Genomic DNA, 20,444 nt, shown 5'->3' on the forward strand with positions numbered 1-20,444 from the left:
ACACGAAGCGATGACTGTGTCGTTTATATAGCTTCTGCTTATCTTATAAGTGGAGTGTATTACATGCTGGATGTTTTGGATTGATTTTAGCTATATTAAATGTTTTTTTGAATGGGGAGGCGGTTTTTCTTTTTGGGTTTTGATCGCTAATTGCTATATAATGGATGTTATTGCTTGTTTTACTGTTTGTATGGTATAAGTTGAAGGGTGGAGAAGATTATAGTTTTACTTTATTGGTTCAGTCAGAGGAGGGCAAGAAAGATGACATCAACTTTATCAACACTCCAGAAACGATTAATTGTCGCAGTCACTTTATCGGCTTCTTTTTTGTCAGTTTTGACACAGTTTTTATTGTTGACTGCTTTTCCGAAAATTATGGAAGAGTTTTCGATTAACTCGACACAAGTGCAATGGTTGACGACCAGTTTTATGTTGACGATTGCTATTCTTATTCCGATTACTGCTTATTTTATTGATACGTTTAAAACGAGAACGCTAATGATGAGTGCTTTAATACTTTATATTATTGGAACCATTGTCGGGCTGTTTGCTCCGACGTTCCCTGTTTTGATTATCGGACGTATTATTCAAGGTATGGGGTCTGGCATTATGATTCCCCTGATGCAGACGGTTCTTTTTTTACTTTATCCGAGGGAAAAAAGAGGGTTTGCGATGGGACTTGCGGGACTAGTTATTAATGTGGCGCCTGCGATTGGTCCACCTATTTCTGGGCTAATTGTGAACCATTTTGAATGGCGTGCGTTATTTTACTTAACACTGCCGATTGCTGGAATTATTTTGTTGATGATTTTCCTATTTATGCATAATGTGACCGAACAGCGGGAAACGGAAATAGATATTTTATCGATTATTTTATCTACGGTTGGTTTTGGTGGAATGCTGTATGGATTTAATATGATGGAGGAGTCGGGACTAAGCGACGTTGTTACTCTGACTAGTTTAATCATTGGTGCACTTGCCATTTCATTTTTTGTTTTCCGTCAGTTACGACTTACAAAACCGATATTGGAAGTTCGTGTGTTAGCTTTACCGATTTTCTCATTAGTCACGTTTATTACCATTATTGGATTTAGTTTATTGATCGCAACGGAGACGATTTTACCGATGTATGTGCAAAATGCACAGCAATATTCCGCGTATTTTGGTGGATTAATTGTGATGCCCGGAGCATTGACGCTTGCTGTTATGTCGTTGTTTGCAGGACGGTTGTTTGATAATCATGGTGGACGTAATATTGCAATCATCGGGTTTATTATGTTGATTTTCAGTACGCTAGGTTTCCACTTTATATTAGATCTCGACACACCATTTTTGGTGACGATGGTCTTGTTTATGATTGCGATGGGTGGTGTGGCATTAATCAATATGCCGATTATGACAACGGGTATCAATGCCTTGCCAGATGAATTGATTCCGCACGGGACGTCTGTAATCAACACGGCGCGTCAATTTGGCGGATCGCTAGGGCTTACTTTTATTATTTCGTTTATCACGAAAGCGGAAGCGACATCAGGTTCTGCCGGTTTGAATCCGGTTGATTATCTTGCAGGTGTCAAAACAGCTTTCTTTGTTGCATTTATTTTTGCCGCTGTTGGATTAGTGTCTGCACTGTTTGTTAGACGGGATAAAGGGGAGCGAAGTGAGGGTTAATGAATATGAAGCTAAGAATTCCCCGGAAATAAGAAAGGAAAAGTATAGCCATTCTGTGCTTTTAAGCAGAATGGCTATACCTTTTTAGTGTTTATTTTGGTGTGAATATGTTCTTTGGGAGGGGTCTCATTCCTGAAAAAGTTGGGCTGCATCCACTTTAAAATTAGATAAAACCTTTGATGTTACGATACCCTTTTCCCTGACATTGTCGCTCTGTTCATATTCTGCTTTTTCATTTAAAGCATATATCATAATTGTGTTTAATAGCGGGTTCACAATCCAGTATTCTTTTACCCCGTATTGCATATACAAGTTCAGTTTCGTAATGAGATCATGTGCTTGATTGGATGGACTGATAATTTCAATGATTAAAGTCGGCACCCCATTATACTGTTGCGCATCAAGGCGACTTTTGTCACAGATAACTGACAAATCAGGGATAACTACTTTTTCTCCAGGGATTTCTTCATTACTAAGTTTCACATCAAACGGTGCTGAGAAGACTTCACAATCTGCGTTTTCTAGGAGGTTAAATAACTTTGCAGATAACCGCATAGATATGCGCTGATGCATTGTGGAAGGCGAAGGTGACATAAAAACGATGCCATCAATATATTCAAGGAGTTGATCTGTCTCTTCGCGCATTTGGTAAAATTCCTGTAACGTTACAAGTTCTTCGCTTGGCAGGCTCATTTTGTTCACATCCCTTTTATTTAATTGTATAGTATTATCTGTTATTTGAAAAGTTTCGCTTGGTTTTCGTATTTGGGATGAAGGGCTATAGAGATATATAAAGGGCTATAAACTCGTATGAAGAAGCTATAGAAAAATTAACGGGCTATAGACTTGCATGAAAGGCTATAGAAAAATTTAAAGGGCTATAACCCCACATGAAAGGTTATAGAATTTTCATAGCGGGTACCACTAATTTTTTCTCAAATAATTTCAGTGAGAGAGGTAAGAAAAAAACGCACACTACCTCACTAAACAGGTGTGTGCGTTTTTTTAAGTTTATTTTGCCGGTTTTACATACTCTTCATTTTTAGTATAAATTGTTAAACCAGTGATGTTCTTATTACTGTTAGTGAAGAACAAGCTAGCAATATATCCAAAGATAAAGGAACTAAAGAATGATACTGTACTGACAGCAAATGGCGTTAAATCGGTTGTTTGCACGAAGTAAGCTGTGATTGCTGCAAGAACCAACCCTGTTAATACTCCTGGTGTATTGGCACGTTTTGTAAAAATACCTAATGCGAAAATACCTGCAATTGGTACACCGAATAAACCAGTAATATCTAAGAATAGATTCCAAGTTTCAGCACGGTTTGTTGCGACGAGGTACAAGGCAGCGGCTACGCCGAGTAAGCCCGCAATGATAATTGTGATTCTTGCTAGAAGAACGTCGCCTTTTCCGTGATTTTTTCCAAAGAAACGCTGTTTAAAGTCAACGACAATACAAGCTGAAATACTGTTTAGACTAGAAGAAATTGTTGATTGACAAGCTGCGAATATAGCAGCGATCAACAGACCAGCCACCCCAACAGGTAAGCTTGTTACAATGAAGTATGGAACGACAGCTGATGTATTAAATCCTTCTGGAAGCGTACCTGCGCTAGAGTAATACATATATAGAATGGTTCCCATACCATAGAAAATCGGGATAGTGATTAAAGCTAAGACCCCGTTCGTCCATAGTGATTTATTTGTTTCCTTAATGGATGTTGTTGTTTGATAACGCTGAACAACATCTTGACTCGCTGTATATTGGTGTAGGTTATTAAAGATAGATCCAAGGAAAATGATTGGTATGGCTGCTGAAGCGGTACCAAATTTAAAGTTATCAGCAGTGAGAAGTTTTCCTTGACTGGACGCATCTTTCACAATGGATGCAAAACCTCCGTCAATCAAGTTAATACCCATCAACACAATGAGAAGCGCCCCGCCAAGTAAAAGAATACCTTGGATGACGTCACTCCAAATAACCCCTTCTATACCTCCAAGAAAAGTATAAATGATACATAAGATTCCAACCGCCGCGGTGATGACAATCGGGTTGATATTAGAAACCGATGTAATCGCGAGTGTTGGTAAATAAATAACAATGGCTATGCGACCAATATGAAATAGGACAAACAATAAACTACTGATCGAACGCATTGAGACGCCAAATCGTTCTTCTAAATATTCGTAAGCAGTTGTTACATTCAATTTTCTGAAAAACGGAATGTAGAAGTAAATCAAGATTGGGATAATTGCAAAAATAGCCAAGTTACCAGCAGCATATGACCAATCAGTCAGAAAGGCTTGCTCTGGCGTGGACATAAACGTGATCGCACTAAGTGTTGTTGCGTAAATGCTGAATCCTGCTGCCCAAGCTGGGATTTTACCACTAGCCGTAAAAAACGCATCGGTGTTTTTACCTGAACGTTTCGTGAAGTAAACACCAACCGCAAGCATCGCGACTAGATAAACAGATAAAACAATCCAGTTTATCGTACCGAATCCTACTTTTTCCATAATCAACCACTCCTTTTAACTAGACTTATAGTTTTAAAACGTTTACATTATGTAACCGGAAAATGGTTACTTGGAAATAGTCACTCAAAGGACTTGAACATTAGTACTTAAATTAGTGTAAAAATGAACGTTTCAAAGTATATTTCTAACCACCTATTCAAGTCAGCGGAGGAAAATACGTAGACTCCAGTGGGAGTTGAGGCCTAGATGAGACCCCGAAATGCGTAGCATTCGGAGGCTCATCAGCCGCCCACGGAAAGCGAAGTATTTTTCCGAAGCGAATAGCGCTTACTTGAGATAATTTGACATTTAATAACTAATACTTTGTTTTGTCCCGGCTCCTTTGGGCTTAAAAATACTTTGAATTATTCTACTTACAAATTAAAATCTTCTACAAGTTTTTTAACTTCGCCAATTTTGTCTGGATCAAAACCACTCATCGGCTTTTTACATGTACCAGCATCAATACCTTTTTGATTCAAGATCTCTTTTAAGGTTTGGTAGAGTCCTAGATTAAGAATTTGCTCAATTAAATCATTAGTTGTGTGCTGAACTTCGTATGCTTCTGTCACTTTACCTTGTTCAACAAGTGACATAATTTCTTTGGCACGTTTACCGTTGACGTTAAACGTACTACCGATGGCACCGTCAACACCTGAAATAAGTCCATAAATAAGCATTTCGTCAAATCCTGAGAAAATCAACTTATCTGGGAAACGTTTTCTTAGTCTTTCAAGCGTGAAGAAATTGCCATCAGTATACTTGACGCCGATGATTTTTTCATTTTGGAAAAGTTCATCGAATTGAGACATATCGATGGTGACACCTGTTAAGGCAGGAATCGCATAAATAATCATATTATTATTTGTTTCTTCAATAATCGTTTCATAGTAAGACTTGATTTCTGGGAAACTGAATTGATAGTAGAACGGTGTGACCGCTGATAAACTATCGTAACCAAGTTCTGTTGCGTAGTTACCAAGTTCAACAGCCTCATCAAGATTCACTGATCCAACTTGAGCGATTAATTTAACTCTGCCATTATTTTCTTCTTGAACGATACGAAAGATGGTTTTCTTTTGTTCAGTTGATAGCATGAAGTTTTCGCCGGAGCTTCCATTGACATATAAACCATCCACCTGTTGTTTTTCAATATTTTGATTGACAATTTCACGTAAACCTTGTTCTTTTATTTGGCCATTTTCGTCATATGGAACGAGTAATGCTGAATATAAGCCTTTCATTAAAGTTTCCTCCTTGATGTTGCTTCCTGTATTTTAAAAAGTTATAATATGGTCAGACCAATTTTCATTTGCACCTTAATCATAAAACCGTTTTCTTTAATTGTCAACTGATTTTTGTAAGAGGTTTCAAATAAAAGACTTATAGGTGAATGTTATATTGAATTCCTATCTTCTGGCGTGGCTGACTATGGTAGAATATAAATAGCTTAATAACGGTAAAGAGGTGTTTTTAATGCTTATGCAAAAAGAATCGTTAGTTGATATTGCCATTGCCCGGATTAAACAACATATCGTTGAAAATGAATACAAACCTGGTGACAGGTATCTTTCTGAAAAAGAACTGACCGAGAATTTGCAGGTGAGTCGGACGGTCATTCGAGAAGCGTTGATTTCACTACAATCAATCGGCCTGTTGACGATTAAGCGTGGCGGTGGCATCTATATTAATAATCAAAACTTCGATGCAATTAAACAAATTTTACAACATCATTATGATACGCACGGCGTCAAAATAAAAGAACTCATCGAAATCCGTCAGATTATTGAACTGGGAGCCATTCGGTTAATTATTGAGAAAAATACTTCTGTTGATTTGGAGTTATTGCGCGAAATTAATCAAGCTTATCACGAAGCAATTGTGAATGATCAAGATACCCGTGAAACGGATCGGAATTTTCATCAGCAACTGATGAGAGCGACTGAAAACGAAACATACTATAATTTTAGTGAAATTATTAATGATTATTTTTCTATGACCAAAATTAATTTAATTCAAAATAAAGATGCCATGTTGAAGTCTGTTAAGGAACATGATGAGTTGATTGACAGACTTCAAGAACGCGATTTGACAAAGGCTCAAGATGTGATGATAAGACATATGCAGCCAATCAATGCTTACATTAATCAGTTAGAGGGATGCCAATCATGAAACCGATTCAAGCAACTGAAAGAATGTCCTTAAAGCAACAAGTCATACAGGCAGTTAAACAGTATATTGTTGATGAAGCATTGAAGGCTGGCGATAAAATACCGACGGAACGAAAATTAGCTGAGATGTTCGGAGTTAGTAGGTCCGTCATTCGTGAAGCGATGAGTTATTTGGAAAACACTGGCGTTATTCGCGTTCGCCAAGGGCAGGGTGCCTTTTTAAATGAATCAAATATCGATAAATTGTTAGATAATTTCTTTTTCCTTTGGCAAGTTAATAAAGGAGACATTCGGGAAATATTAGGTCTCAGGTTAATTTTTGAATCGAGCGCGATTGATGATATCGTCTCGGAAAACAACCAGCCTGCTATTGAAAAATTAAGACAAATTGTTGAAGAAAACTTACTCGCAAAGACGCTGACTGAATTTCGCAATGCGGATATTGCTTTTCATAAAGAATTGTTACAGGCAACGAATAATCAGTTATTCAGTCAATTAACAAACGTTATCACCAGTTATTTCTTTCAAATTGAACATATTGAACTGACATTGGATGAATATAAAGCACTGACGAATGAACATATGCAAATCGTGGAAGCTTTGGAAAAACAAGATGCAAGCGAAGCGAAAGCAGTATTAGCGCGTCATATCAAGCAAGCTAAAGCGTAGGAAGGTAGATGCTCATGACTTATTTATCTATTGATATTGGCGGCACATATATTAAATATGCTTTACTGGATGACAAGGTAAATTTAAGTCATCACGGAAAAGTTCGTACGCCGGTCAATCAAAACAATGCGATTGTTTCTGAAGTAAAATTGATTATCATGAAATTTAAAGATCAATTTGCAGTGGATGGCGTGGGGATCAGCACGGCTGGTATCGTTGATCATGAAAGAGGCGAAATCATTTACGCTGGACCAACCATTCAGGATTACAAAGGTACTAATTTTAAGAACATGTTGGCTGATACCAACTTACCGATTCATGTGGAAAATGATGTCAATTCCGCTTTATTAGGAGAACGCTGGAAAGGGGCAGGTAGAGACAGTGAAAACTTTTTCTGTATCACCCTTGGAACTGGGATTGGCGGTGCTTACTATCATAACGGATTAGTCAGCGGTTCCCATCTGCAGGCAAATTCGGTCGGTTATCTATTATATGATTCAGCGACAGGCACAACTTACGAACAACGTGCCTCGACTTCTGCTTTGAATAAAAAGATTTTGGAACAGCTGGGGAGAGAGTGGTCAACACAAGAGGTGTTCCACCAGGCAAAAGCAGGTGACGAAACGTGCTTAGATATTATTCATACCTGGGGACGAGAGGTTGCAGCTGGACTAGCGCAAATTATTTTACTTCAAGACCCTGAAAAAATCATTATCGGCGGGGGCGTGTCTCAACAAGGAGACTTTTTAATAGAAATTATCCGTAAACATGTGGAAGAATTTTTACCTGACTCATTTATAAAAACGGAGATTAAGGTTGCTGAATTATATAATCATGCTGCGTTATACGGAGCAGTTTATCCTTTTTTTAAGAAATAAGACTAGACTTAAGAACGTCAATCAATGATAGAACGAGGAGTGGTTGTATGTTATTACCAAACGATTTAATTGTATCTTGCCAGGCATTAGAGGATGAACCACTACATTCTTCCTTTATTATGGGGAAAATGGCGCTAGCCGCTAAACAAGGCGGGGCTAAAGGAATTCGTGCCAACTCAAAAGATGATATTCTCGCGATAAAACAGGAAGTCGATCTACCCATCATTGGCATTGTTAAACGAGATTATTCCAACTCAAGGGTGTATATTACTGCCACGACAAAAGAAATTGACGAATTAATCGAAAGTGGCTGTGAGGTCATTGCGATGGACGCAACAGCAAGCGCACGTCCAGAAAAGCCCCTCAGCGAACTCGTCAACTATGTGCGCGAACAAGCACCAAATGTTGAGTTGATGGCAGATATTGCAACAATCCAAGAAGCAGTAAAAGCAGAGGAATTAGGATTTGATTATATCGGAACAACACTACACGGCTATACTGAAGATACAAAAGGGGAAAAGTTATTTGAAAATGACTTTCAATTTCTAAAAGACGTGGTGAAAACGGTCAATGCTCCAGTCATTGCGGAGGGAAATATCCAAACTCCAGACATGCTTGCTCGCGCTTTTGAATTAGGCGTACATGCAGTCGTAGTAGGTGGTGCCATTACTAGACCAAAACAAATTACTGAACGTTTCGCTAGTCAAATCAAATAACCGCAAAAACAGTTTTTATTAAAGCCAGAGAAATTCAAGTTTCTCCGGCTTTTTTTATGGAGTGGTTTAATGTTGTTAGTTTTGGTGCCGCTAATAGTAACGCATAGAACGAGGTAAAGGCGCATAGAGCAGTATGGCACCGCATAGGAAGATATAACGGCGCATAGAACAGGCTGAAGACGCATAGGAGATTTAACAGAATATTTAATCAAATGATGTTGAACATTTTTTAAGGGTTGAGCGAGATGGTGTAGTCAAAAGTGTCAAAGCAGACACGGTTCGTTCATTTTAAAATATAATGCAATACTTTTTAAAAAGTTCGCAGTAGGAAAATCAATTATAAAAATCAAAAGTATAGTTACCTTGCTTTTATAGTACTTAATTATTTGATAATAAGCATATAAATGATTATAATGTGAATATAATCACAAACTTTTTCCGTTATGATCAAATTTTAATGGTTAAAAGAACAAATAATCAAAAAGATAAAATGGCTATCACGAGAACTGACTATTTAAAAAATACTGATATGATCCGTTTATCTTTATATTACGTGGTTTTCGTGAAAGCGAATCAGGAGGAGTGCTGAAATGAGTATAAAAGAACAAAAGATCAAACCCACTGAAGTTGAAGCGTTAATTACAGAAAATGAACGACTTACCAATGAAATAAAACGTTTGTCGAATAAAATCGCATTCTTATCCGAGCCACCCACTGATATTAAAGACCAGATGTATACAAAACAATTGCGTTTTGGAGAAGGATACTTGACAGCACATGAGGCGAATCATCTTCTCAATAATCTTCCACTGGAAATATCGTTTATCGATAAAAATGATATTTTTAAATATTTTAATGAAGAATTGGAACCTTCCGAGATGATGTTTGTCCGGACATCGGACATGATTGGAGACGATGTGGGGAGGAGTCATCCCTCTAAAAGTCACGGAAAAGTGATGCCATTAGTTCGTGATTTAAAATCTGGAAAGCGCCATATTGAAAGCATGTGGTTTAAGAAAAAAGATCAATACGTTTATGTGTCTTTCAAAGCTATTTTTGATGAAAACGGCGAATATCTGGGGATCATGGAATATGTTCAAGATATTCAACCTTTTTTTGAGTTGCCAACTGAAATGAAAGTGGGTCTTGGTAATCAGGAAGAAGGAAAGTAAAGTTATTGTAATTTAATTTTACGGTCTTGCTTCTCATTTATTGTTACGTAAATACTTTTAAAATCTTAATATGTGTAAAATTTTACTCAGGAGATATTTCAGTCTATTTTCCTAGATGAAAAAGAGAAGGCACTCTATACATAAATGTATGCTTAGCAGGGCAAATACATTTAGAGAGAGGCCTTCCCGTAGTACTGATTTAAATTAAGTTGTAAAAGAACAGAGCAAGAAGAAAAGACCAGGTAAACTAAGCTTAAGAAACGTGGCCAGTAATGGAAATGCCTATTTGATATATCCTTTAGTTAACTTTTGCCCATTTGTATTCGTATGTTGGGCCAATTGGATTGGTTATCACGCCTACAATTTTAGGATTGACGAGCATGGCAACGGATTCTTGGTAGACAGGAGCAATGACTGCATCATCGAATGCAATCTTTTCAGCTTCTGCAAAATTTTCATAGCGTTCGACTTCTTTTCCTGGCACGGCAAGCTCACTTTGTGCTTCTTCAAAGAGTTTGTCATATTCTTCGTTTGAGTATCCCATTTGATTTGTCGCACTGTCTGTAATGAGCATATCCATAAAAGAGCTAGGGTCTAATGTACTCGGTCCCGCTGCTGAATGTTGGATGTCATAATCCATACTATTTGTGAGATCGATTGCTTGCTCGCCAGGTACTTCTTTCAGTGTAATATCGAGTCCCTCTAGGTTTGATTCTAGCTGATTGACTAGATATTCATTTAGCGTCTTTGAAGTATCATTATCACCGCCAAGGAACTCTATTTCAATTGAATCTTTCCCGAGCTCTTTTAATCCTTTTTCCCAGTAAGATTGTGCTTCCTCAATGTTGTATTCAACAAGTTCACCGTTGATTTCCCTAATGCCCTTATCACTTTCCGGCAATGGTGCAAAGTTTTCAGGGATAAATCCATTCAGTGGAACCGAACCATTGTTTAATAATTCATCTGTCAAGGCCTGTTTATCAAACGCTCGACTGATTGCTCTTCGGATATTCACATTGGCCAGCGCTTCATTACGAGTTTGATTCATTCTTAGATAGTATATAACAGGTTTGGATCTTGTAGCATATTCTTCACTTGAAGCATAATGATCGACAAGGTCAGAGCTAAGTTCAACTCGGTCGATTGTACCTGATTCGAAAAGATCCACAGCTGTTTGGGTGTCTTTGACGACCTCATAAGTCATTTTTTCCAACTCTACTGTATCGGCATCCCAGAAGTCCATATTTTTGACGACGTTCCAAGAATCACTTGTACTTTCCCAATCTTCTAACTTGAAAGGACCGTTGTACAGAAGATTGTCAGATGTCTGGGCGTAGTCATCTCCTTGTTCTTCAACGAAATCTTTATTTAATGGTAGGAACGTACCAAATGCCATCAATGATTCAAAATAAGGAACAGGTCTGTCTAGTTCGACAAGAAGAGTATAGTCATCGATTGCGGTTACACCCAGTTCATCGACATCTTTTTCTCCCTTGTTGATTTCCTCAGCATTTTTTATGACATCATTCATCATGTATGGACCGAACTCAGAACCAGTTTCGGGATCTACCACTCGCTTCCAAGCATAAACAAAATCGTGGGCTGTGACCGGATCACCGTTCGACCATACAGCATCCTCGCGTAGGTTAAATGTCCATTCAAGTCCATCGTCACTTTGTTCGTGATCGCTGGCGATGCCTTCCTCTATTTGAGCATCTTCACCGAGCCGATATAACCCTTCCATAGTTATACCAAGAAATCGGAATGAAGCTTCATCTGTTGCCATAGCGGAGTCCATCGTAGGTATCTGACTCTTATTGGATAAATTTAGAACTTGATTCCCAGTGTCATTTTTGTCATCGCCTTCATTTGAGACTACTTGGTCATCTTCGCTTCCAGAACATGCAGAAAGAGCTACAACTACCCCAATGCTTACTATGATTTGAACGAATGATCTGATTACTTTTTTCATAGTTGCCTCCTTGAATAAAATTTTACTAAAAGTTTTACTATGACATTATTGTACACGATGCTGTTTTGTGTCGCAATAATATTTTGATTTTTAATAATTATCTTAAAGGAGCGACTTTACTGTAGATATTTCTTTTTGTGTTAAACTGCTTGGATTATATTAATCAAACTTGCTATCGTCTCGCTCAACTCGGTAAAATGAAGGCAGAATTCATTTAAAAGGAATGTTAGTTCATGAATGAGAGACAGAGAAATTTGCTTAGGGTATTACTGGTTAACTCAGATAAGGTTTTCCAAATAGAAGTTTTAAGAGCGATCCTTAAGTGTTCGGAAAAAACAGTTAGAAATGACCTTAATAAAATAGAAGAGTTTCTAAAATCCTATAAGGAAGCTGAATTAATCCGAAAGCCAGGTATTGGGATTATTCTTCAAGCAAGTGAGTCAACGCAAGCTGAAATTTTTCAAGATTTATATCAGGTGAATGTTAAAACGAAAGAGGAGCGCGTTATTGAAATTGCCTACCATTTGTTGATAAGTTCAAAGCCATTCACTTTGAAAGAGTCTGCGGAGAAGTATTTTACAAACCCGGCAGATATCAAACGGGATTTGGAAAAAATTGAAGAGTGGCTGTCGCGATTTAATTTAAAAGTTACAACAAAACAGCGACTCGGCAGTATCGTTGAAGGTGATGAATTTTATAAACGTAATGCGATAGCCCATCTATCTGAACTCGTTTCTTCATATTCTCAGCGAAATTATGTATTAGACTTTTTCCTAGAATCTGAAATTAACGCCGTCAGGAAGGTGATCCAGGATACCCAACTTCAATATAGGCTTGACTTAACGGATGGGGGATTTGAAAGTTTAGTCATTCATGCGTTGATTATGATAAAACGGACAAGACAAAATACGCCGGTTATTGTTTCAAAAGACGATGTTGAACGGACATTAAACACGAAAGAATATGAGGTGACAACTTATTTACTAAATAAACTGGAGGAGATTCTTAAGCTAAGTTTTCCGGAAAATGAGCGTATATATTATTCATGGCATATCGCAAGTTCCATTCAAAATACGGAAGTCATGGAATCATCTATTAGCATGCGTCCCTCTAATGGACTTGCAGAACAAGCGGTGAATGAAATGATCAAACAAGTTCACTATCTCACTAGTATGCCGTTTGAGAACGATTTGAGGTTGAAAGATGGATTAATCATTCATATGGATGCTGTCATTAAAAGAATTTCCTATGGTTTTCATATTACTAACCCGATGTTGGATGATATTAAAAAGTTATATCCTTATTTATTTAGCATGGTTGTTTTCGCTGTGAATGATTTAAATAAACAATACAACGTGCTAATACCAGAGGAAGAGGCGGCATATTTAGTACTACATTTCCAGGCTTCGATTGAACGGATGGAACAAGAACGAGCACCTAAGCAGGCATTGGTTGTCTGCCATATGGGAATTGGCATGAGCCGTTTATTACAGGCAAAATTAGAGCAGCAGTACAGTGGTATAGAAATCATTGACTGTATAGCTAAAAATGAATTAGGGTCATATTTAAATCATCATGACTCTGTTGATTTTATAATTTCTACTGTGCCTCTCACTAACCAAGTCATACCGCAAGTTGTCATATCTCCTTTATTAGATTCAAGCGATAAAAAGAAGCTTAATCATTTTATTCAAAACAAGAAGCAAGACACCAAAATAACAAACTATCCTACATTGCATCATTTTATGAATGAGGGACTGTTTCAGAAAAATATTGATTTAGAGCATCCATTCGAGATTGTAGAAAGGTTGGCAAATCAGCTTGTTCGTTTGGCCGTTGTTGATGAATCATTTACTCACAATGTCTTGCTCCGGGAAAGAACTTCTTCTACTTCAATTGGAGGAAAAATAGCTATTCCACATGCTCAGCCGGAAACTGTTAAAAAGTCAACTTTATCTGTAGCTATTTTAAAAAAGCCTACTGAGTGGGGAAGTGAGATGGTTTCTATTGTGTTTCTACTAGCGATTAGTGTGGAAGACAGACAACTTACACAAGATTTATTAAAGGAAATCTCTAATTTAAGTCAAGAACCTACTTTAGTTGAAAAAATGATTAATGCAGATAGTAAAGAGGAAGTCATAGATTTATTTAGCTAATTTATTCTTATTAAATTTATTTTACCTTTGCTCCGGTAAAAATAAAAAATTAATCTCTCCTCTTTAGGGAATATAATAAATATAGATTAAATGAAAGCAATAACGAGAGGAGAGAAAACCCATGAAAATATTAGCCGTAACCGCTTGTCCAGTTGGTATCGCGCATACGTATATGGCTGCTGAAAACCTTCAAAAAGCTGGAGAAGAAATGGATGTTGATATAAAAGTAGAAACTCAAGGATCTATTGGCGTTGAAAATGAATTAACAGCCAAAGACATTGAGGAAGCCGATGGAATTATTATTGCAAGTGATAAAGAAGTGTCAAAAGAACGTTTTTCTGGTAAGAAGTTACTTGTTGTCGGTGTACAGGATGGTATTCGTAAACCACAAGAATTAATTGAAAAGATTCAAAAGGGTAACGTTCCCGTTTATCAACCTGAAATGAAAACGGTAGATGAAGTTAAAAAACAGAAAAAGGAAAAAGAAACACCTGTTTATCGCCATTTAATGAATGGGGTTTCATATATGATTCCCTTTATTGTGGTCGGTGGACTCTTAATCGCCATCGCCCTAACGTTGGGTGGGGAACAAACACCTGGTGGTATTGTGATTCCAGAAGGCTCTTTTTGGGCTCAAATTGAGGCAATAGGTGCAGCCTCATTCAGTTTTATGGTTCCAATTTTGGCAGGATTCATAGCTTATAGTATTGCTGATCGACCAGGTCTAGCTCCTGGTATTATTGGTGGGTTTATTGCAGTTAATGGAAGCTTTTATGGAACAGAAGCAGATGCTGGATTTATTGGTGGTATTATCGCTGGTTTTCTAGCAGGTTATGTTGTTTTAGCGCTTAAGAAAATAAAAGTACCTGCTGCTGTCCAACCCGTTATGCCAATAATCTTCATTCCGATATTTGGAACGTTAATTGTCGGTCTGTTATTTATATTTGTCATTGGTGCTCCAGTTTCAGCTGTATTTGAAGCTTTAACAACTTGGCTCCAAGGCATGCAAGGAACAAGTTCAATCTTTCTTGCACTCATATTAGGTGCGATGATTGCCGTCGATATGGGTGGTCCGTTTAATAAAGTTGCATTCTTATTCGGTTCAGCTATGATTGCGGAAGGAAACTATGAAATCATGGGGCCTATCGCTGTAGCTATTTGTATCCCGCCACTAGGCATGGGATTAGCTACTTTCTTAAATAAGAAAAAATATCAACAAGTTGAGCGTGAAGCCGGAAAAGCATCGTTCACTATGGGATTATTCGGAATTACTGAAGGAGCTATTCCGTTTGCAGCGCAAGACCCGTTACGTGTTATTCCGAGTATTGTCGTAGGCTCTATGGTAGGTTCAGTTATTGCTATGTTGAGTAGTGTTGGTGACCACGTCGCACACGGTGGTCCAATTGTAGCAGTTCTCGGGGCTGTAGACAATGTTCTTATGTTCTTCGTTGCAGCAATTATCGGAACACTCGTTACCGCTTTCTTGGTTAACTTCTTGAAAAAAGATGTATCTACAGATGATCTAAAGACCGTTGAACCTGATGTAAGCAATGTTAAAGATGAAAAAGTAGAAAACAAAGAAATTCACAAGCTAACAGATATTACAAATAAAAATTTAATCGAAACCAACTTATCTGGTGAAAGTCGCGAGGAAGTTATTGATGAACTTATTGAAAAATTAGATACAGCTAACGTTCTAGATTCTAAGCAAGTGTATAAAGAAGCTATTTTAGCTAGAGAAGCGGAAGGAACGACAGGACTTGGCATGGGAATAGCCATTCCTCATGGAAAATCAAACGCAGTCAAAAAACCAACCGTTGCCTTTGGAATTTCCCAACACGGCGTTGACTGGCAAAGCTTAGATGGTACACAAGCACAATTGATATTTATCATTGCAGTGCCTGAAGAAAGTGCAGGAGATGCCCATTTAAAAATATTACAAATGCTCTCCCGCAAACTGATGGATGAATCCTTTAGAAATGAATTATTAAATGTAACTTCAACAGAAGAAGCCTATACCCTTTTAGATACGATAGAATAAAAATAAAAAATAGAGGTGTCTCACTTGAGATAACCTCTCTTTTTTAAAACTAAATAGGAGTGAACGAGTTGTGTCTGAGATCCCTTTATATATGAAACATGATTTGAAAAATATTCCTCATTTTTCTTTGCCTGCTGGCTATCATTTTCGTTTGTTCAGTCGTGAAGAAGATGCCAATCTATGGGCTAAGACTGTGACTAAAACAGATGAGTTTTCAAATGAAGAAAATGCGATTAAAAGATTTAATGAAGAGTTTTTACCGCATGTGTCTGAAGTTGAAAAAAGAGTAGTATTTATTGAAACAAGTGATGGAAATATCGCTGGTACAGCTACAGCTTGGTTTGGTACGTGGGGCGGTCAGGACATTGGCAGATTACATTGGGTTGAAATTATACCAGAACATCAAGGGAAAAAATTGGGACGCCCACTTATTACTAAAGCGATGGCTATATTAAGTGACTACCATTCATCTGCTTACTTGAAAACGCAAGAGTCTAGTCAAGCTGCGATCCATTTATATCAAAAGCTTGGCTGGGAGCCGGTTGTTCGTCTTGAACAAGAGGAACAGATATGGGAAGGGTTAAAGTAAGGACTAAAAACTTAAGTTAATTATCACAGATTTCTTGGAGGCAATAATATGTATAAAGAACCTATTTTTTTAACACCCGTTTTTAAAGAACGTATTTGGGGAGGTCGCAAATTAAAAGAAGAATTTGATTATGATATCCCTAATGATAATACAGGTGAAGCTTGGGTTGTTGCGGCTTTATCAAACGGTTCAAACAAAGTCGAAAATGAGTCCTTAACGGGACAAACACTATTAGACTTATGGAATGATCATGGTGAATTATTTAATAAAGATGCTCATTCTACAGATGAGTACCCCCTCCTTGTAAAGGTGCTGGATGCTAATGATGATTTGTCGGTTCAAGTTCATCCAGATGATGCTTACGCTCGTAAAGTGGAGGATGTACCATATGGTAAGACGGAGTGCTGGTATGTTTTAGAAGCGGAGCCGGGCGCAGAAATTGTATTAGGGCATCATGCTCAAACGAAAGATGAGCTGGACGCTATGATTGACCAAGAGAAATGGGACGAATTGTTGCGTCGTCAAAAGGTCAGTCCAGGTGATTTTTACTATGTCCCTAGTGGAACAATCCATGCCATCGGAAAAGGAATAATGATTTTAGAGATTCAACAAAGTTCAGATGTGACGTATCGTGTGTATGATTATGACCGGACGGATCAAGAAGGAAATAAACGAGAATTGCATCTAGAACGAGCAAAAGACGTTACAACAGTTCCAGACGATTTAGCTCGTACGACCAAAGAAGATAGGGAAATCGCAGAAGAAACCAATTTAACGATAGAACGATTAACTGAAGCCGAGTACTTCTCTGTTTATCACTGGAGTTTGGACGGAGAGGCACGTCGCGAGTTGACCGAAGACTTCCTTCAAGTCAGTGTGATTGAGGGAGAAGCGGCTATCCGTATTAATGAAAAGTCGTTCCAAGTCCAGAAAGGACAGCATTTTATAATTCCGCACGGTGTTGAGACTTATGAATTATCGGGTAGAGCAGAGTTTGTTGTGTCGCATGTTTGAGTTAGTAATTAAATGATTGAATGATGATTAGAGTGCTTCCTATAGAGTGGCGATGGCTGATATCGATACTCTATAGGGACTTTTTTATGTTGTTTAATAACATGGAGACAAATCTTGATAGACGCATAGACTGAGTTGAATGCGCATAGAAAACTATAACGGCTCATAGAACGAACAGAAGACGCATAGAAAGTAATAACGATGCATAAATCGAAATGAAAACACATAGAAACTTTCAAGTACTCATAGGCGGTGAGTTTACTGATGACGAGGAACAGAACCATCATCATCACGATTTAGAGGCGAGAGTTGAATGGGCGTTGACTTCAACATAGGGGGTCAGTGATACTGTAATTTTGTTGTTAACCTGGTTATGTGATTATAAAAAACACCGGTTCCCACGCATTACAACGTAAGGACGACCGGTGTTCAGAATCTTACTTTTTCTTAAATTTACTTCCACCACTTTTAGTCCTCAATTTAGCCATTAAATCAGAGGATGTTTGTTTTTTTTGTTCTGTTTTAGCTTGATCAATGGTGAAGTGATAGCGACCTTCTTGCTTTTCAATTGTGAACCATGTTCCAGTAACACTGTTAGCTGGGAGTTGGTTCTTATTTATGACTATTTCTTGTTTACTTTCTTCAATTAAGATGACTGCTTTGTTTTCTTCAAGACGATCAAGAACGCCTTTCATAACTTTATTTCTCCTTTCCTAAATGAATCAAAGCTATTTTGCGCAGGCAGTGTCTTGTTCTTTGATATCCGCGATGCGTGCCGGTCCGATGCCGCTGATGCGTGATAGGTCATCAACTGAATCGAAAGGTCTGAGGTCGATTAAGTCCTGTGCTCGAGCAGATCCGATATGGATGATTTCCTGGACTTGTTCAATAGAAGCACTGTTGATGTCTACACAATTGCTCGTATTGTTCTCTTCTTTGGATTTATTTTCCTCTTTCTTTTTGTTACTGTCGGATGTTTTCTTACTGGTTGATCCTGTACTTTTTGGACTGATGGTGCCATCTTCTTTAGTTTGAATATCGTAGGTTGATCCATCTGTTGTAAGGATGACGGTCCCATGAACATCCGTGCCATATAAGTCAATGCCTGCATCTTGAATGCGCTCTACAACTTCTGCGCTAGGATGGTCGTATTGATTATCAACTCCTGCGCTATATATAGCGACTTCCGGATTGACGGCTTGAATGAATTCTAGTGTGCTTGATGTACGTGAGCCATGATGCCCGAGTTGTAAAATATCTGCATCAAGCGTCATATCGGAGCGCACCATCGCTGATTCAGCGCCTTTTTCAGCATCACCTGTAAACATTAAATCAATGTCGCCATAGGACATCAGCAATGACACAGATTCTTCATTCAAATCTCCTGAAATGTGATCGGGATAAAGAACAGTAATATCCATAGGACCGATGGAATATTCATCACCCATTCTAGGTTCTTCATAGTCAGCGTCATTGTCGAGAACGGCCTGAATGGCTTCTTGAAATGTGTTCGATGTAGCTTCATTTCCAGACATCCAGACTTCGCCTACGTCATAGCGACGCATGATTTCAGCGAGTTGCCCGATATGGTCAGAGTGTGGATGGCTGATGACGACAAGATCTATAGACGAGATGCCTTCACTGTCCAAATAACTCACGACGTCATTACGTGTCCAATCGCCCGTATCGAATAATAGAGTATATGATTCATCTCTATCGGCATACTCGAACAGCGTGGCATCTGCCTGGCCAACGTCAATATAATGGACGGTTAAATCTTGTAAATTATCATTTTTGTCTGTCTTTGATTCGCCCCCATTTTCGGCCGTATCTTCACTTTCTTCATCTTCGGTCTGTTCGTCTTCAATCTCTTCTTTAGACTCATCAGGAGCAGTATCCGCAGTTTCTTCCGTCGTTTCCTCAGCGTTCTCGTCGCCGGTATCTGGTTGGTCAACATTGCTTGTTCCACAACCTGAAATGACAAGTAAAAGAGTCACGAAAAAAGCAATGAAAATGTGTCTAGGGTGTCTATTCAATTTTTATTCCTCCACTTTAACTAGTCTTCTCGAGCGGTGTAAATCTAAATCTAGTATAAAGATATCAGATAGAATCGGGTAAATCTATAATGAAACCTTGTTATTAAAGTTCAATCTCTCTGAAAAAGTAAAACTTCAATTCAAGAAAAGTCAGTTTTAATATGGTGATTAACTTTAGAAATTTCATTTTCCTCATGTGACCAAGAGGCTTAAACATGACATAATAAACAAAAGATAAATAAAACTCAGTAGCGATATTGCTTGAGTCTCGTTAAAAAAGGAGGAGAAAATCGTGAGGCAGAGCAATGGGGCGAAACTAGTGATCAATCTAGTACGCAAGATTTTGGTGTTGCTCATCTGTCTTTTCTTCTATGGTTATATTTACTTGGAAAATAATAAAGTTGATTCATATAGTAAACAGTACAAAAAAGTTACGATTAATCACCAACAACTTCCATTATTAATGGGACAAAAAGTTAATGATAATCTTCTTTGTATGGAGCCCTTTGACATATCTAAAATAATGCCTTTTATTTTATATTCACATCAGGAAGAGCAGAGGAATATCCTGGACATTCCCCTGACACGAATTGAATCCGCTTTTTTTGATAGGTTTGTAGACAGAGAACAAGCTGTCCTCCTTTTTGAAGATCTCAATGAGGAAATTGTTATACCAGGCTACGCTCTTCCTGACAAAGCAAAACCTGGTACATGGGTTAGCATTTGGATTGATAAAAATGGCTGCACGAGGATAGGTGTTAATGAAGAAAAAACAAGCAAGGAGCAGCAACAAACTAGAAAATTAATAGAACAGTTGGAACGTGAACGTTAAAAAAAGA

General features: G+C 38.0%; 17 protein-coding genes. 11 read left to right on the forward strand and 6 right to left on the reverse strand.

What is annotated here, in order from left to right; genetic code table 11:
• The first annotated feature begins 261 nt into the window (after window positions 1–261).
• On the forward strand, window positions 262–1,671 hold the full coding sequence (locus KQI49_RS15940; protein ID WP_216490551.1) for a DHA2 family efflux MFS transporter permease subunit: 1,410 nt from the start codon (window positions 262–264) through the stop codon (window positions 1,669–1,671).
• Window positions 1,672–1,797: 126 nt separating this feature from the next.
• Here the strand turns inward: KQI49_RS15940 and KQI49_RS15945 are convergent, their stop codons facing one another.
• The 3 genes from KQI49_RS15945 to KQI49_RS15955 form a co-directional block, all read right to left on the reverse strand.
• A complete protein-coding gene (locus KQI49_RS15945) occupies window positions 1,798–2,364 on the reverse strand; it encodes a Uma2 family endonuclease (protein ID WP_216490552.1) in 567 nt (188 codons plus the stop codon).
• 318 nt (window positions 2,365–2,682) lie between these two features.
• Window positions 2,683–4,191, reverse strand: a complete 1,509-nt coding sequence (locus KQI49_RS15950) for a sodium:solute symporter family protein (protein WP_216490553.1) — start codon at window positions 4,189–4,191, stop codon at window positions 2,683–2,685.
• A 374-nt stretch (window positions 4,192–4,565) separates the two neighbouring features.
• Window positions 4,566–5,435, reverse strand: coding sequence for an N-acetylneuraminate lyase (locus KQI49_RS15955; RefSeq protein WP_216490555.1), 870 nt, complete (start codon window positions 5,433–5,435; stop codon window positions 4,566–4,568).
• 232 nt (window positions 5,436–5,667) lie between these two features.
• On the opposite strand from KQI49_RS15955, the gene KQI49_RS15960 reads away from it, so the two are divergent.
• The 5 genes from KQI49_RS15960 to KQI49_RS15980 all read left to right on the forward strand — a co-directional run bounded on the left by KQI49_RS15960 (window position 5,668) and on the right by KQI49_RS15980 (window position 9,797).
• On the forward strand, window positions 5,668–6,363 hold the full coding sequence (locus KQI49_RS15960; RefSeq protein ID WP_216490557.1) for a FadR/GntR family transcriptional regulator: 696 nt from the start codon (window positions 5,668–5,670) through the stop codon (window positions 6,361–6,363).
• Window positions 6,360–7,031 carry a FadR/GntR family transcriptional regulator gene (locus KQI49_RS15965; protein WP_216490558.1) on the forward strand — a complete coding sequence of 224 codons (672 nt, stop codon included), beginning with the start codon at window positions 6,360–6,362 and terminating at the stop codon, window positions 7,029–7,031. The genes KQI49_RS15960 and KQI49_RS15965 overlap by 4 nt, the downstream gene beginning before the upstream one ends.
• 14 nt (window positions 7,032–7,045) lie before the next feature.
• On the forward strand, window positions 7,046–7,909 hold the full coding sequence (locus KQI49_RS15970; RefSeq protein ID WP_216490559.1) for an ROK family protein: 864 nt from the start codon (window positions 7,046–7,048) through the stop codon (window positions 7,907–7,909).
• Window positions 7,910–7,956: 47 nt separating this feature from the next.
• Window positions 7,957–8,625, forward strand: coding sequence for an N-acetylmannosamine-6-phosphate 2-epimerase (locus tag KQI49_RS15975; protein WP_216490561.1), 669 nt, complete (start codon window positions 7,957–7,959; stop codon window positions 8,623–8,625).
• Between the two features lie 590 nt (window positions 8,626–9,215).
• Window positions 9,216–9,797 (forward strand): PAS domain-containing protein, encoded by a 582-nt coding sequence (locus tag KQI49_RS15980; RefSeq protein ID WP_216490563.1) that lies wholly within the window; start codon window positions 9,216–9,218, stop codon window positions 9,795–9,797.
• A gap of 298 nt (window positions 9,798–10,095) precedes the next feature.
• Here the strand turns inward: KQI49_RS15980 and KQI49_RS15985 are convergent, their stop codons facing one another.
• Window positions 10,096–11,769 carry a peptide ABC transporter substrate-binding protein gene (locus KQI49_RS15985; RefSeq protein ID WP_216490565.1) on the reverse strand — a complete coding sequence of 558 codons (1,674 nt, stop codon included), beginning with the start codon at window positions 11,767–11,769 and terminating at the stop codon, window positions 10,096–10,098.
• 233 nt (window positions 11,770–12,002) lie between these two features.
• Between KQI49_RS15985 and KQI49_RS15990 the strand changes: the two genes are divergently transcribed.
• From KQI49_RS15990 to manA, 4 genes are all read left to right on the forward strand, one after another.
• Complete coding sequence (locus KQI49_RS15990) at window positions 12,003–13,925, forward strand: BglG family transcription antiterminator (RefSeq protein ID WP_216490567.1); 1,923 nt, start codon at window positions 12,003–12,005, stop codon at window positions 13,923–13,925.
• A gap of 121 nt (window positions 13,926–14,046) precedes the next feature.
• Window positions 14,047–15,966, forward strand: a complete 1,920-nt coding sequence (locus KQI49_RS15995) for a PTS fructose transporter subunit IIABC (protein ID WP_216490568.1) — start codon at window positions 14,047–14,049, stop codon at window positions 15,964–15,966.
• A gap of 70 nt (window positions 15,967–16,036) precedes the next feature.
• On the forward strand, window positions 16,037–16,555 hold the full coding sequence (locus tag KQI49_RS16000) for a GNAT family N-acetyltransferase (RefSeq protein WP_216490569.1): 519 nt from the start codon (window positions 16,037–16,039) through the stop codon (window positions 16,553–16,555).
• A 48-nt stretch (window positions 16,556–16,603) separates the two neighbouring features.
• Complete coding sequence (gene manA / locus KQI49_RS16005; RefSeq protein WP_216490570.1) at window positions 16,604–17,569, forward strand: mannose-6-phosphate isomerase, class I; 966 nt, start codon at window positions 16,604–16,606, stop codon at window positions 17,567–17,569.
• A gap of 437 nt (window positions 17,570–18,006) precedes the next feature.
• Here manA and KQI49_RS16010 read toward each other — a convergent pair whose 3' ends face one another.
• Window positions 18,007–18,264, reverse strand: coding sequence for a DUF3006 domain-containing protein (locus KQI49_RS16010; RefSeq protein WP_216490572.1), 258 nt, complete (start codon window positions 18,262–18,264; stop codon window positions 18,007–18,009).
• Window positions 18,265–18,297: 33 nt separating this feature from the next.
• Complete coding sequence (locus tag KQI49_RS16015; protein ID WP_253286880.1) at window positions 18,298–19,605, reverse strand: MBL fold metallo-hydrolase; 1,308 nt, start codon at window positions 19,603–19,605, stop codon at window positions 18,298–18,300.
• A gap of 292 nt (window positions 19,606–19,897) precedes the next feature.
• On the opposite strand from KQI49_RS16015, the gene KQI49_RS18950 reads away from it, so the two are divergent.
• Window positions 19,898–20,437: a DUF3006 domain-containing protein gene (locus KQI49_RS18950; protein WP_216490574.1), complete on the forward strand. Its 540-nt coding sequence runs from the start codon at window positions 19,898–19,900 to the stop codon at window positions 20,435–20,437.
• Window positions 20,438–20,444: the final 7 nt, after the last annotated feature.

The sequence above is a fragment of the Virgibacillus sp. MSJ-26 genome (assembly GCF_018918075.1).
In the GTDB taxonomy this organism is placed as follows: domain Bacteria; phylum Bacillota; class Bacilli; order Bacillales; family Amphibacillaceae; genus MSJ-26.